The 14,049-nt window shown below is 45.9% G+C and carries 13 protein-coding genes; 10 read left to right on the top strand and 3 right to left on the bottom strand.

Annotated elements, in window-relative coordinates:
- Positions 1-199: 199 nt before the first annotated feature.
- Positions 200-529, bottom strand: a complete 330-nt coding sequence (locus NC994_RS21820; protein WP_190433789.1) for a hypothetical protein — start codon at positions 527-529, stop codon at positions 200-202.
- 221 nt (positions 530-750) lie between these two features.
- Entirely contained in the window at positions 751-1,251 is a 501-nt protein-coding gene (locus NC994_RS21815; RefSeq protein WP_190433787.1) for a pentapeptide repeat-containing protein, read from the bottom strand.
- Between the two features lie 408 nt (positions 1,252-1,659).
- Between NC994_RS21815 and NC994_RS21810 the strand changes: the two genes are divergently transcribed.
- The 9 genes from NC994_RS21810 (at position 1,660) to NC994_RS21770 (ending at position 12,245) form a co-directional block, all read left to right on the top strand.
- Positions 1,660-4,152: a GH116 family glycosyl hydrolase gene (locus tag NC994_RS21810; protein WP_190433766.1), complete on the top strand. Its 2,493-nt coding sequence runs from the start codon at positions 1,660-1,662 to the stop codon at positions 4,150-4,152.
- Positions 4,153-4,851: 699 nt separating this feature from the next.
- Positions 4,852-8,058: an ABC transporter transmembrane domain-containing protein gene (locus tag NC994_RS21805; protein WP_242032515.1), complete on the top strand. Its 3,207-nt coding sequence runs from the start codon at positions 4,852-4,854 to the stop codon at positions 8,056-8,058.
- A gap of 30 nt (positions 8,059-8,088) precedes the next feature.
- Positions 8,089-8,247, top strand: a complete 159-nt coding sequence (locus NC994_RS21800) for a hypothetical protein (RefSeq protein ID WP_348225611.1) — start codon at positions 8,089-8,091, stop codon at positions 8,245-8,247.
- A 228-nt stretch (positions 8,248-8,475) separates the two neighbouring features.
- Entirely contained in the window at positions 8,476-10,236 is a 1,761-nt protein-coding gene (locus NC994_RS21795) for an HlyD family efflux transporter periplasmic adaptor subunit (protein ID WP_242030345.1), read from the top strand.
- A gap of 27 nt (positions 10,237-10,263) precedes the next feature.
- Positions 10,264-10,689 (top strand): HetP family heterocyst commitment protein, encoded by a 426-nt coding sequence (locus NC994_RS21790; protein ID WP_190433762.1) that lies wholly within the window; start codon positions 10,264-10,266, stop codon positions 10,687-10,689.
- A 254-nt stretch (positions 10,690-10,943) separates the two neighbouring features.
- Complete coding sequence (locus NC994_RS21785) at positions 10,944-11,162, top strand: hypothetical protein (RefSeq protein WP_190429765.1); 219 nt, start codon at positions 10,944-10,946, stop codon at positions 11,160-11,162.
- Positions 11,163-11,304: 142 nt separating this feature from the next.
- Complete coding sequence (locus NC994_RS21780) at positions 11,305-11,517, top strand: hypothetical protein (protein ID WP_190415177.1); 213 nt, start codon at positions 11,305-11,307, stop codon at positions 11,515-11,517.
- Positions 11,518-11,645: 128 nt separating this feature from the next.
- A complete protein-coding gene (locus NC994_RS21775) occupies positions 11,646-11,855 on the top strand; it encodes a hypothetical protein (RefSeq protein WP_190415176.1) in 210 nt (69 codons plus the stop codon).
- Between the two features lie 117 nt (positions 11,856-11,972).
- Positions 11,973-12,245 (top strand): hypothetical protein, encoded by a 273-nt coding sequence (locus tag NC994_RS21770; protein WP_190415175.1) that lies wholly within the window; start codon positions 11,973-11,975, stop codon positions 12,243-12,245.
- 365 nt (positions 12,246-12,610) lie between these two features.
- Here NC994_RS21770 and NC994_RS21765 read toward each other — a convergent pair whose 3' ends face one another.
- The gene (locus NC994_RS21765; RefSeq protein ID WP_190433760.1) at positions 12,611-13,000 is read right to left on the bottom strand and encodes a hypothetical protein; all 390 of its coding nucleotides are present in this window, start codon (positions 12,998-13,000) and stop codon (positions 12,611-12,613) included.
- Between the two features lie 234 nt (positions 13,001-13,234).
- Here NC994_RS21765 and NC994_RS21760 point away from each other — a divergent pair, with 234 nt between their 5' ends.
- Positions 13,235-13,975, top strand: coding sequence for a peptidylprolyl isomerase (locus tag NC994_RS21760; RefSeq protein ID WP_190433758.1), 741 nt, complete (start codon positions 13,235-13,237; stop codon positions 13,973-13,975).
- Positions 13,976-14,049 lie beyond the last annotated feature (74 nt).

Here is a 14,049-nt window from a genome sequence, read left to right as displayed (position 1 = left end):
GACTTCTTCAAGAAGTCGGGTATCTCACTTTGACGACTTATGGAGGAGCGCTCATCGTCAACTTATTAGCCCTGGTAACTGGAAATCGCGGCTAAACAAAATAAGTCCGCTTGGCACGGACTAACGAAAAATCATAAATTTTAAACCAAAGAAGGCAGGTTTTGTGTGTATAGCTGCGGTTTCAACCACCTAGCCTATCTTAATTTAACTGCGCCTTTCTATAAATGGCACAAAGACGAGACGGTTTAAATATTTTTGCTTTGAACATAAAGTTCGGCGGCACGTTGATGATAATATGCTCGGCAGATTCTTTATATTTTTCAAATTCTGCTGGCATTCCTTTGGGAGTTGCAGTGCTGTAAGGAATGGGTTGAAAAAGTAATTCTGTAAACTCAACCCCTTCCCAGTTTGTCTGTTCGGTAATTTGGGTGAGAAAAGCTTCACCTGTTAATAAACTGAACAGAGCTTCCTTCGCTTCTGGCGCAAGCGCAAAACTACTGTCAAAATTCTCGACGATTTTAAGACCCATTTTACAAATACACTCTAATTAATCAACAACGGTCAACGCACAGCTATTGGAAAGCAAAGTAGGTAGACCTAAGATATTTTACATATACATGGAGAGTAGATGGAACGCGATCGCGCGTTGATTCAGCCAAGGGATACCTCTAGACAAACGCCGCGCCCTCTTCGCGTTGGGCGATATTCTGCTTTGGTTCTGGGCATCCCTTAAAATGTTCCCAATCCTTTTCACTCATGGATACTGCCATCGGGCATAATTGCCTGAGTCAGAATGGCTCCGCTCAAGTCAACTTCCAACAAATCGGCTCCTCTGAGATTGGTTCGACTCAAATTAGCTCCATATAGATTCACTCCATTCAAGTTAGCTCCTCCTAAAAAAGCTTCACTTAAATTTGCATAACTAAGGTTCGTCCCACTGAGGTCTGCTTTCCATAAGTTCGCGCCAGTTAAATTGGCTTTACTGAGATCCGAGCGTCTTAAGTCGATTGCAGCCAAATCAGCTTGACTTAGGTTAGCGCCAACTAGGACAATTCTGCTTAGACAAGCAGTTCTTAAATTGGCTCCCATCAAGTTAAATGTAGAAATACATAGCTTGCCTGCCTGCATTGTTACCTTACTAAAGGTTCTTTGTCCGGTTGCGTATCGTTTGAGAAGTTCGTCAGCTTTTTTTTGAACTAACTCTGGCTGTGGATTCGCTGATGAATCAGTTTTCTGAGAGATAACTTCCATGTAATACTCTAGCGATCAAATTGAATATTTTTTATCATCCCCCTTTAGACATAAAAGTAAGCATCGGAAATGATAAAAAATCTATAAAAGTTTAGTGAAGTTTGTCATTTTTTTAGAGGTAAAGAAATAATTAAAAATTTAAAATTGTAGTGCAATTTCTTAATATTTAGTCATACAGATGATTATAAAGAGATGCCTGTAAAATATAGATTAAGTTACGTATTTTTCAGGAGAAATCAACAAAAAAATTTTTCGCACTTAAGTAATACTACGTAATGTGCAATGCTAATACATTTTGTTTTTTGTTTGCAGTATATAGACTTCTTAACTCCCCAATTTATCGGGAAGCTAGAGAAGAACTGACAAAATTTGGGTAATCGTAGGAACGAAAGACCGTAAAATCAAGGCATGATCTATCAACGCCCTCGCCCCGAAATACCCGATTGCACTTGGAGTCGTCCCATTGGTCTCGGCTGGGACAAACCCCACACGGTTCGCTACCCTAGTAATCTCGACGATGGCCCTTGGCACGGGATGCCCTTGGGTGGCTTTGGAGCCGGATGCATCGGTCGTTCTTCGCGTGGCGACTTTAACTTGTGGCATTTGGATGGCGGAGAACACGTCTTCCGGAGTCTGCCTGCTTGTCAGTTCAGCATCTTCGAGCAGCCAGAAGACTCCCCCGCGCAAGCTTATGCGCTTTGTACAGAACCGCCTGAGGATGGGACTTTATCCCGGTGGTTATGGTATCCAAAGGAAGGGAGGAGTCGTGAGTCGGGAGCCGGGAGTCCGGAGTCGGTCGGAAATTCTTCGGGAACCTATCATGCGCTGTATCCCCGCAGCTGGTTTGTCTATGAAGGGGTGTTTCAGTCTCAGTTGACGTGCGAGCAATTCTCCCCCATTTGGGCGGGTAACTATCAAGAAAGCTCTTACCCGACAGGAATCTTTCACTGGACTGCCCACAATCCTACGGATAAGCCGATCACGATTAGCATCATGCTGACGTGGCAGAATGTCGTAGGTTGGTTTACGAATGCAATTCAATCTCCAGAAGTGCGGGTGCGGGATGATGGCAGTCCGGTTTACGAGTACCAGCCGCGCTGGGGGGATAGTACCGGAAATTTAAATCAGTGGATTGTGGACTTCCACCGAGTGGGGTGTCTGCTAGATCGGGTGAGGCTACACGATGAAGTCGGAGAGGGAGAAGGACAGTGGGCGATCGCAACTGTCACGAATCCTAGTTTAGAAGTCTTCTATCACGGTCGTTGGAACCCGATTGGGGATGGCTCAGATATTTGGGATTTATTCGCTTGTAATGGCTCGTTGCCAGATCGAGAAGATGAAACTCCGGCAGCACCGGGAGAACAAATCGGTTGCGCGATCGCTGTCCGGTTTACTCTAAAACCTGGGAGAACTCGCCAAATTCCCTTCATCGTCTGCTGGGATTTTCCAGTAATGGACTTCTCACAGAGCAACCAGCAACCAAATCTGGGCACTCAATACTACCGCCGCTACACCGATTTCTTTGGTCGAAACGGCAAAAATGCCTGGTCGATCGTCCGCACCGCTCTCAAGCAAGATGATATGTGGAAGGATGCGATTCGGGAGTGGCAACAGCCGATTTTGCAGCGTCAAGACTTGCCCAATTGGTTCAAAATGGCGCTGTTTAATGAGCTGTACTTACTTTGCGACGGCGGCACCCTCTGGACTGCGGCTTCGGAAGATGACCCTGTGGGGCAATTTGGCGTCCTAGAGTGCTTGGATTATCGCTGGTACGAAAGCTTAGATGTGCGACTTTACGGCTCATTTGCTTTGATGATGCTCTGGCCTAAACTGGACAAAGCGGTGCTAGAAGCTTATGCACGGGCGATTTCCACCCACGACGAGACGCCCCGAATTATCGGCTATAACCAAGCCTCAGCCATTCGCAAAGCCGCCGATGCGACGCCCCACGATTTGGGTGCCCCCAACGAGCATCCGTGGGAGAAAACGAACTACACCAGCTATCAAGATTGCAACCTGTGGAAAGATTTACCTTGTGACTTTGTGTTGCAGGTTTATCGAGATTTTGTCTTAACGGGTTCCACAGATATCGAATTTTTGCGCGAGTGTTGGGTGCCGATTGTGAAGACGCTTGCTTATGTCAAGCAATTTGATATCGATGGGGATGGGATTCCCGAAAATTCGGGTGCGCCCGATCAAACGTTTGATGATTGGAAGTTGCAGGGGGTTAGCGCCTACTGCGGCGGCTTGTGGATTGCGGCACTAGAGGCAGCGATCGCGATTGGTGAAATATTACACAAGTCTGAGTTCAATTCCGAAGAAAATTCCCCTGATTACCAATTACCGATTACCGAATACCAAACCTGGCTAAAACAATCCCGGCAGGTGTATCAAGAAAAACTCTGGAACGGTCAATACTACCGGCTCGATAGCGAAAGCGGCTCTGATATCGTGATGGCAGATCAGCTATGCGGTCAATTCTACGCTCGTTTATTAAAATTACCCGATCTCGTGCCGCTTGAGCGTGCCGAATCTGCCTTAAAAACTGTCTATAATTCTTGTTTTTTGAATTTCAATCGGCACCTCCCGCCCTCCCAACCTGAAACCTTTATCGGTGCCGTTAATGGCGTCAAACCCGACGGTACACCAGCAAACCCCGACGCGACTCATCCCCTGGAAGTTTGGACTGGTATTAACTTTGGGCTAGCAGCATTCATGATCCAGATGGGAATGAAAGAGGAAGCCTTCCAAATGACGGAAGCTGTGGTGCAGCAAATTTATGAGAATGGGTTGCAATTCCGAACCCCGGAAGCGATTACTGCTGCCGGTACTTTCCGCGCCAGTCATTACCTGCGAGCAATGGCAATTTGGGCAATCTACGGCATGATAACGCACTTTTAACGGCAGTATCCCGATATTTTTTGTTATCCGAATTTCCCTTGGGGATGCTACACATTTAATCCCCCAACTCTCCACTCAATTGGAGAAAAGAGAAGCATTCAGTGTAGCGGTAAAAATGTGAAATGAAATCGTTTTTCCCCGATTAGCCAACAGCATCCTCTAAGGCGAAAGTGAAATTATCCCCCTTCCCTGGTAGGGGGATGGGGGGTTAAGTTTGTCTGATTCAAGAAGGATTGAGCAGCATCCCCGTTTGTGAAATATATCAGATTGATAGAATTTGCTGCTACACTAACGAATTTAAATATCAATTGCGAAAGACAGTGCGGAATTTACGGAGTTAAGAATGTTTATTGTAAAGTTACGATGAACAAATCGAACGATTCCATAAAGCTTCCATCATTTTTTTGTAAAGATTCTGTAAAGTTGTATGGAAGCCATGAGATTCGTTAGCGCCTCGGTTGACAAATCCTCTGTAAATTCACTAAGACATATACATTGTTAACGGTTAAACAGCCTTAACTTCCCTTTAATGCTTTTTTTACAAAAACCTAAAGTTAAAAACTTTAGGCTGTTTATAGTTTTCGGGAAATTTATCGAAAAGATGCTTTCTGGCTAAGGATTCTAGCGGTTACTACTGCGATACCTACCGGAAACGCATATTGAGCCAATCACAAACCTTGAAAGCTAAGAGGCTCACTGATGAATCGGATGCTGGTACAGGGTCATCCTCCGCTTCAGGACATACAAAACGCTTACTCTAGCCTTCCCGATATCCTCAATCTCTTGAGGCTGTCCCAATCAGATACGAGCTTTGCTTCCGACTTGAATCAAGCATTTGAACTTTGCGATTTTCAACTGGGCGATCGCCTTGTTAACTATAGTGCCGCCACTGCCTCAGGAAATTCAGTTCGTGATGAACAAAATCAGGGGGATTTTTACCTAGTTTGTGAAGGTCGGGTGCGGCTACTAGCCTTAGACGCAGCACAGGGTAAGGAAGTTGCCGCTCTGGTGGCGGAATCGGGAGAAAGTTTTGGGGCAGAAAAGGTATTTGGCAATCATTGCGAGCTGACGAGCGCGATCGCTGGCAGTGCCGGAATTGTGGCTCGGATTTCAGTTGCAGACCTTCAGCCTTGGTTAGAGCGGCTCCCGAATCTGCAAGACTACCTGCAACAGCAGGCAATTTGGCGGCAATGTCTGATTTTCTTCAAAACCTCTACAGACTGGCGGCGCTTGAGCAGCCATACGCTACGACAACTGTTGCCCTACCTAGTAGAAACGCGGATCGAAGCGGGAGCATCTTTGATTGAATCCACACCCTCCGAGGCGGGTCGCTTTTGGTTACGCAGCGGTCAAATTGAAAGCCGACAAGACGCAGATTTACCCCCCGCTATCGGACAAAGTTGGGGGTATCCTCATCCCACACCGAGCAGTTGGATTGCCCAGACCGATTTAGTCGTTTATCAGTTGCCTGAGCAACACTTTGAGGCAGCACGAGCAATTGCGCCAATCGCAGCAACTTTCTCAGAGCAGTCAGAAGCAGTTGCCGAGCGATCGCTTGAAAACGGGCACCGTGAATCTACGGAGAAAGAAAAATTGCGGCATCAGCCAAAAAACCTGTCTCCACCAGCTTCTTTGAAGGGCAATCGACCGCCACAAATTCAGTCGCCGCAAATTCACTCAGATGTGCAGGCAAATATCCAGCCCCCTGAATCGCCTCCGATTGCTTTTCCCAAACCCGTCAAGCGTCCGGGTCGATGGTTTTGGCAACGCTATCCCTTAATTGAGCAGCAAAGCTCTTCTGACTGCGGTGCCGCCTGCTTGGCAATGATAGGGCAATATTGGGGGAAACGGTTTAGCATCACTTCCTTACGGAATCTCGCTGGCGTGGGGCGTGCCGGTGCCTCCCTGAAGAACTTAGGCGCAGCGGCAGAAAAGGTCGGATTTCACGCACAACCCGTCAGGGCGAGTTTAAACCGCTTAATCGAGGGGAAAAACCCCTGGATTGCCCACTGGCAGGGCGATCACTATGTGGTGGTTTACCGAGTCAAGGGCGATCGCATCTTGATTGCCGATCCTGCTGTTGGTAGGCGATCGCTTTCTGCGGCGGAATTTCTTGCGAGTTGGACGGGATACGCCCTGCTGCTCGATCCGACGCCATCGCTGCAAGCCGCCGCAACTGAAAAAAACTCTCTCAATCGCTTTTGGGCCTTGCTTTGGCCTTACCGTTCCCTGATCGGACAAATTATCCTGGCGTCTCTGCTGATCCAGATTTTTGGTCTGATTACCCCCCTGTTTACCCAGATCATTCTCGACCGGGTGGTTGTTCACAAAAGCGCGATCGCCCTGCACGTCTTCAGCCTTGGTCTGCTACTATTTGGCGTTTGGCGCGTCTGCGTCACGGGAATTCGACAATACCTGCTGGATTATTTTGGCAACCGATTAGACCTCACCCTGATCGGCGGCTTTATCAGCCACACCTTAACCTTACCCCTCGCCTTTTTTGAATCGCGCCATGTCGGGGACATTATCACGCGCGTTCAGGAAAACCAGAAAATCCAGATGTTTCTAACTCGCCAAGCGGTTACAGCTTGGTTAGACGCCTCAATGGCAATCGTCTATTTGGGGCTAATGGCTTATTACAACTGGCGTCTCACCTTAGTAGTGGTGGCGCTAATTCCCCCGATTGTTATTTTGACCGTCGTGGCGAGTCCATTTCTCAGAGGGGTGTCGCGGAAAATCTTTAACGAGGAAGCGGGACAAAATTCCTCACTCGTGGAAATGATGACCGGCATCGCCACGGTGAAAGCGGCAGCAGCAGAACGACAGTTGCGCTGGCGTTGGGAAGACCGCTTAACCAGCACCCTAAATGCTCAATTTCAGGGTCAAAAACTGGCAAACGGCTTGCAAGTTACCGGCGGCTTAATTAATACCTTGGGTACTACAGCATTGCTTTGGTACGGGGCGACGCTGGTGATTCAGGATCGGCTCACGATCGGTCAGTTTGTGGCGTTCAATATGATGATTGGCAGTGTCATCAACCCCGTGCTGCAACTGGTGAACCTTTGGGATGAACTGCAAGAAGTTTTGGTATCTGTGGAACGGCTGAATGATGTCTTTTCAGCGCAACCTGAAGAAAGTCCTCAAAAACCTTTGCTAGTTCTACCTCGGTTGCGCGGCGAGGTGAAATTGGAGAATGTTACCTTCCGCTACTCTCCAGATCAAGAGCGCAATACGCTTCAGAATCTATCTTTTGAAGTGACATCTGGGCAAACGGTGGCAATTGTAGGGCGCAGCGGTTCTGGAAAGAGTACGTTGGTCAATTTGCTCCAGGGTTTATATCAGCCAACCAGCGGTCGAATTTGTGTCGATGGTCACGATCTTCGCCATGCTTCTCCCTCATCTTTGCGGAGCCAGTTGGGGGTAGTGCCGCAGGAGTGTTTTCTGTTTTCTGGAACCATTTTAGAAAACATTACGCTCTACTCAGATGACTTTACCTTAGAGCAAGTTGTTGAAGTGGCAAAACTTGCAGAAGCTCATGCTTTTATTCAAGATATGCCGTTGGGATATCACACAAAAGTTGGGGAACGGGGGGCAAATCTCTCTGGCGGACAGAGACAACGAATTGCGATCGCTCGTGCGCTTTTGGGAAATCCTCAAATTATGATTTTAGATGAAGCTACCAGCTCTCTAGATACTGACTCCGAGCGGCGATTCCAGCAAAATTTAGCTCGAATTAGCCGAAATCGCACAATTTTTATCATTGCCCACCGACTCTCAACGGTTCGACACGCTGACTGCATCCTGGTCTTAGATCGAGGCATTCTAATTGAGCGCGGTACTCATGATGAACTGATTTCGCTTCAAGGTCTTTATTACCATCTAGCGCAGCAACAACTGGATCTTTAACTCCAAATGTTCTAAACCGAGCCAACTTGTATGAATTATTCAGTTTTACTTGAAATTGGTTTCATCCGTTGGCAGGGATGTGGAGCAAATTACAACCGTTACGATGTTAAAGATTCTTGTTCTGCCAAATTCCTCTTCCACGACCATTTGTTCAGTAGCATTGCAATCATCAATTCCAGTCCTCGGTGAATTGGCAGCTAATTCAGAAAATTTGGCAAAAAATATGCCAATTTGGCAGACTTTCCAAGCAGCAGAAATTAGGATAAAAAGGGAGTTCCTGTGGAAAAATTGGTAACGATGAAAAGCCAAACCAAAATGTTGCTGAAACCGGCTAAAAATGGCACCGCTCGTTAAATCCAAGCAACGAGAGCCATCCTCAATCTCAAACTTTGAACTTGCTCATTCTGGGCCACAGCCATGCAAAAACCAATCAGATCGATTTCTGCATCAACGGCCTCAAACCTACCCTTAACTCCACCCGTTGAGCCTTTTGGCTCAGGCTATACAGGTAGCAACCAGAATTCATTCGATAGCCAGGGGATATTATCCCGTACTCCGACTCAAGGCGAGTCGGTTACTCATCCTGGCAAGATTCAGCGTCAGTGCGATCGCTCTTTTGCTGAGATTTATGGGGGTGCGACTGGCTCTATCGAAATGAGCGTACAGCCCACCTCGACTGAAACAGCTAGCAATTCTCAAGTTCATTTCGCGTCTGCCACTTCTCCAGAGACTCGAACCAACCAATGGTCTACCTCGTTACAGACGGTGCTTGACCAGCCACCTTCCACGCTTCCTCGTCAGCTGATATTGGGCGGAATGGCTTTCTGTCTGGCTTTTGGGGCTTGGGCTACCTTTGGGCAAATTGACGAAGTGGGTCACGCTCAAGGACGGTTAATGCCCAAAGGAGCCGTCTATAAGATTGACCCAGTGGAAATGGGCAAGGTTGCCAATATTGCCGTCAAAGAAGGTCAAGCGGTAAAAGCCGGTCAAGTGTTAGTGGAACTGGATACCCAAATTGCGGCGGGTGAAGTAGAGCGTTTGCAGCAAATGCTGGCAACGAATCAAATGCAACTTATTCAGAAGCAAGCGCTTCTAGAGAAAACGCATCTGGAAGTGAAAACCCAGACAGCGATCGCTTCTTCAGACACTCAAGCTGCTTTTGCTGCGATCTCCGAAGTCAATGCCAAAGGATCTGCTACCCGCGAACAAATCGCTCAACTTCAAACGGCAAAGACGGCGAATCAAGAAAGACTCGAAACACTAAAACCCCTGTCGGCGACGACGGCAGAACTGCACAAGAAACTAAAAGCTGATGTAGCGGCGGCGGTAGAGGAAGTCGAGAGGGTAAAACCGCTGGTCACAGAGGGGGCGATCTCCAAGAAATATTTGCTGGATGCCGAGCAAATGATGCGCGATCGCCAAAGTGCCATCACCAAAACTCAACTAGAAGAGGACACAACTCTTAAAGACCGACTGTTTGAGGCCCAGCAAGCTCTGCGAGATGGCGATCGCGCGATCGCCTCTAGTCTTGGCGATTTAAAGCAGACTCTTGCACAAGCACAGCAACTCCAAGCAGCACTCGCTCAAAAACAAGCTCAAGAGCGCAAAACTCAGATAGAAACACAGCAGCAAATTCAGGAATTAGAAGTTGAAATGACTCAGCTTAAAGCCCAAATTGCTGAAACTCAAAATCTGCTGAACGCCGCTAAAGCAAAGCTCAAACAACGGTTTCTGACTGCTGCCGTTGATGGAGTGGTGTCGTCTCTGAAAGTCCGCAACGTTGGCGAAGTGGTTCAACCCAGCCAAACTGTTGCCGAAATCGCTCCCCACAAAGCACCCATGATTCTCGTAGCCAGTTTACCCAATCAAGAAGCGGGCTTTGTAAAAACGGGAATGCCAGTAAAAATCAAATTCGACGCTTACCCCTATCAAGAGTACGGTATCGTTTCCGGGAAGATACAATCCGTCTCTCCCGATGCGAAACCCGATGAGCGACTGGGAGAAGTCTATCGAATTGAAGTAGCGCTGGATCGTAACTATATCAATGCAGATCGTCAAAACATCAAATTTAAAGCCGGTCAAACTGCCTCTGCGGAGATTATCATCCGCCGACGCCGGATTGCCGACATTCTGTTAGATCCCATCCGCCAGATGCAAAAAGGCGGCATCAATTTGTAAAACCAAATTTATCCAAGGGCAATTGTTATGGCTTATCACATTCCCTGTTCTAATCCTAAACTTGACAAAACCATGAATTCCGAACAGTTTAATCAAGTTGTTGAAGCCATCATGGAAGGAAAGTATTCTTGGGCTTGCGTTTTACTATTGCGGTTTGCTGGTTACAATCCCCTACACTACATCCCCTACCGAACATACAACCGATTGCTCAAAGAAAACTGCCAAGTTGGCAGACACACCAACTGTAAAACAGATACTTTAAATACAGATAATCAAAGGGCTGCAATCGGGTCAGAGAGCCTAGAGTCACACAAGTGCTTAAGCACAATTAAAGACCTTGGTTATCTAGAAGCGATCGCTGAGCCACAAGTACGGGGAAGCAGGGGTCATTTTGACCCCTGGTTAGTCATAAAAACTCAAAAAATAAACTCAATTTTTCGGGAATTAAAATAACAAAAAAATCTGCTCTTCAAGATTGAAGTTGATTTTTTGACCAGTCGTAAAAATCCTGCTGCGTTCATCGTTTACTAAAGAATGGGGCAGGTTTTTCTTTTACAATTGCCAAAAAACTGCTCTCACACTATTTTTTAAATCATCGAGGAAAAATGCCAAAATGGCAACACGACCTTAACCATACTGTTTATATTGTTTATATCAACCAAACAAGGTTGTTTCAGAAAAAAACTGAATTGCAAAGGAAACATTTAATGATTATTTCTGACCTAAGCCATTTGGAAGTTGCCGACCAATCTCCCAGTCTTGTTGGTGCTGGCTATAGCTACTCCAGCTACAGCAAATATAAGAGCAATTCCAGCTATCTCAATCAATACGCTTCTTCCAAAGCAACGGCTAAATCAGTATTTGGTCCAGCAACAGCCGTAGCAATTTCTACAAATGTAGCCACCGTTACCCAACTAAATTTTTAAACGTGGCGGTTGCTGTTAAATAATGCTCTAAATATTGAGCATTTATCAGGGTAAACCTCTCTGGAAGTCTATCGACAATAGGCTTTCTAACTCGGTTACTCAAAAAGTAAACCAAATTCTCAATCTGGAAAGGAGACATCGAATGATTATTTCTGACCTGAGCCATTTGGAAGCTGCGAAGCAATCTCCCAGTGTTGTTGGTGGTTGGTATAGCTATAGCTATAGCAATTATAAGAGCAATTCCAGCTATGTCGATCAATACGCTTCTTCTAAGGCAAGTGCTAAATCATTTTTAAGTTCAGCAACTGCGGTAGCAATCTCTACCAATGACGCCAGCGTTTACCAAATTAATTGATGAAAGGTGACTGCTGCTCTAAACTTTGAGCTTTTTCAGTAGTAAACCTTGGGGAAACTTATCCCCGGAATTGGCTTTTCAACCAGATTTCTGCAAAAACTAAACCCATTTTGAAAAGGAGACATCCCATGATTATTTCTGACCTGAGCCATTTAGAAGTTGCCGAACAATCTCCCAGCGTTGTTGGTGCTGGCTATAGCTACTACAGCACATCTAAGAGCAACTACAGCTATCTCAGTCAATACGCTTCTTCCAAAGCGACGGCTAAATCATTCTTCGGTCCAGCAACTGCCGTAGCAATTTCTTCCAATTCAGCCAACGTTTACCAAAGTAACTAATTAACGATGGCTATTGCTTATAGCCATTGAGCAAATTTAAGTCTGAGAACTGCTGAAAGCCAATTTTAAGTAAATAAAAAGGCTTTCAGCGGCCTTTTTGTTAGCAGGAGGACTCCCATGAGTGGATTAACAATCAATGATTTAAATTTTTTCGATTCGGGAATTTCGGACTCAAGTGGGGTGACAGGTGGCTCAAGCAAGATTACCTTGCACGACTTTTTGAAAGATATCAGCATCCCGATTGATTATATCGATGTCAAAGACACGGACTACTTTAGTTATTCGACTAGCAGTAGCAAGGGAACAAAAAATAGCCTGAAGGCCACAGCTAGTGCTTTTGGTAGCAAGGGTAATATGTCTGTTTCAACATGGACTTCCGGTGGTTATTAATCTAGATTTGGCAGATAACAGTTCAAGATATACCCTACCTTGGACTGTTTATCAATCCTTCTGTGACTGTAAAAACTGAAGATAATTATGCCTTAGTTTGCCCTGCTAACTTTATTTAAGTTGTTGATCTAAGGACATATAAACAATATGATTAAATCATCTCAATGCGTTTTGTATCTTGGTCTAGCTGGAAGCTTGATCGTATCTGTTGCTCTACCTTCCCAAGCTAACCCTCCGGGTGGCAAAGATTTCACCAGCGCTTTAAGCGTCATTAGTTCATTTTCCTCTGGAGGCAGTTCTAGTAGTGTCACCGCTACCAGTAGTGCAACAGCAACCTCGTTTGGTGATAGCGGTTTCAGCAGCAGTCAAAGTACCTCTAGCGCATTCTCATCTTCAGCGGGTTCTGGCAGTAGTAGTGCGACAGCAACATCTCCTACAGGAACTCCCAGTAGCCAAAGTGCGACAGTCTTTACTCCTGGCGCAACATCCAGTAGCGCTAGCGCCACAGCTGCCGCATCTACAACTTCTCCTAATATTACGAGCGTCACTGTTGCCGCACCCGCAACCTCTACCAATCCCACTAGCGTCACCTTTCCTACACCTGCAACCTCTGCCAATCCCAATAGCGCTAATATCACTAGCGCTAATATCACTAGCGCTAAAGTTAATGCGCCAGCAACAATCATCCCTAATGCTGCTGGAATCTCAACCACCTTGCCAGTGGCAACCTTCTCTAACCCTAACGTCCCAGGCACTTCCCGCTCATCAACCGTTGCCGCAACCTACATTAGCAACTTCTCTTTGCTATCATCTCTTCCAGACAAGAGTGAGATTATTGAACAACGTAAAGACCTTTCTGTTGAAAATAATAGTAGCAACAATGAAGGAGCTTCCTATAGCCTTGTAGGGCTAGGTAGCCGAGTTTTTCCAGGCCTTGGTCTGAGGCTAGTTACTGATTAAGTCTAACTGAGTGGAGTCATAACAATGATATGACTGATCTTTCAGGGGCATCTATTCATCCGAATGAAGTGGTTAATTTCCTGAAAAAAAATCTTCAGTTGAAGGATGTCCATCAAAAAATTTTATATCAAAGAATCATCGAAAAAGCGGCTCAGGAAAGAAACCTAACAGTCACCGCAGAAGAAATTCAGGCTGACGCGGATAGGCTGCGTTATGAGAAGCGTTTGGAGAAAGCCTCAGACACGCTAGCATGGCTGGCAGACCAGATGATTACTGTGGATGACTGGGAGGCAGGAATTAGCGATCGCATTCTTGCCCGCAAATTAGCTAATTCTCTATTCTCTAAAGAAGTCGAAAAATTCTTCGCGGAAAATCGGCTTGATTTTGATCAAGTTTTACTCTACCAAATTATTGTTCCTTACGAAAAGGTCGCTCAAGAACTTTTCTATCAAATTGAAGAAGAGGAGATCGATTTTCATCAAGCCGCTCATCTTTACGATTGTGATGAAAGGCGCAGACATCATTGTGGATTGGAAGGCAAGCTTTTCCGCTGGAACTTAAAGCCAGATATTGCCGCCCTTATATTTAGTGCCCAAATCGGAGAAGTAATGGGTCCCATCCAAACCGAGCAAGGTTATCATCTCTTAATGGTTGAAGAGTTCATTCCTGCGGAATTAACCCCTGAAAGGTATCAAGAAATCCTTGATAGACTCTTTGAAGAGTGGTTAACCAGTGAGGTAAATTATATGGTTCACAACCAAATGGTTTAAACAAGCCACCAATTTTGGGTGAATTTAAAATTCAATTTTAACTCTTGCTTTTAATTCAGTATTCAGAAGGGAGG

The organism is Trichocoleus sp. AS-A1, assembly GCF_039962015.1.
Taxonomy (GTDB): Bacteria; Cyanobacteriota; Cyanobacteriia; order Cyanobacteriales; family FACHB-T130; genus FACHB-T130.
The sequence above is the reverse complement of the archived record's forward strand: the minus strand, read 5'-3'. Positions and strand labels throughout refer to the sequence as shown.

Excerpts from the sequence above, each read along its gene's own strand:
- NC994_RS21820 (WP_190433789.1), bottom strand. The coding sequence starts at position 529 with ATGGGTCTTAAAATCGTCGAGAATTTTGACAGTAGTTTTGCGCTTGCG.
- NC994_RS21785 (WP_190429765.1), top strand. The coding sequence starts at position 10,944 with ATGATTATTTCTGACCTAAGCCATTTGGAAGTTGCCGACCAATCTCCC.
- NC994_RS21760 (WP_190433758.1), top strand. The coding sequence starts at position 13,235 with ATGACTGATCTTTCAGGGGCATCTATTCATCCGAATGAAGTGGTTAAT.
- NC994_RS21805 (WP_242032515.1), top strand. The coding sequence starts at position 4,852 with ATGAATCGGATGCTGGTACAGGGTCATCCTCCGCTTCAGGACATACAA.
- NC994_RS21770 (WP_190415175.1), top strand. The coding sequence starts at position 11,973 with ATGAGTGGATTAACAATCAATGATTTAAATTTTTTCGATTCGGGAATT.
- NC994_RS21815 (WP_190433787.1), bottom strand. The coding sequence starts at position 1,251 with ATGGAAGTTATCTCTCAGAAAACTGATTCATCAGCGAATCCACAGCCA.
- NC994_RS21775 (WP_190415176.1), top strand. The coding sequence starts at position 11,646 with ATGATTATTTCTGACCTGAGCCATTTAGAAGTTGCCGAACAATCTCCC.
- NC994_RS21795 (WP_242030345.1), top strand. The coding sequence starts at position 8,476 with ATGCAAAAACCAATCAGATCGATTTCTGCATCAACGGCCTCAAACCTA.
- NC994_RS21800 (WP_348225611.1), top strand. The coding sequence starts at position 8,089 with ATGAATTATTCAGTTTTACTTGAAATTGGTTTCATCCGTTGGCAGGGA.
- NC994_RS21790 (WP_190433762.1), top strand. The coding sequence starts at position 10,264 with ATGGCTTATCACATTCCCTGTTCTAATCCTAAACTTGACAAAACCATG.
- NC994_RS21780 (WP_190415177.1), top strand. The coding sequence starts at position 11,305 with ATGATTATTTCTGACCTGAGCCATTTGGAAGCTGCGAAGCAATCTCCC.
- NC994_RS21810 (WP_190433766.1), top strand. The coding sequence starts at position 1,660 with ATGATCTATCAACGCCCTCGCCCCGAAATACCCGATTGCACTTGGAGT.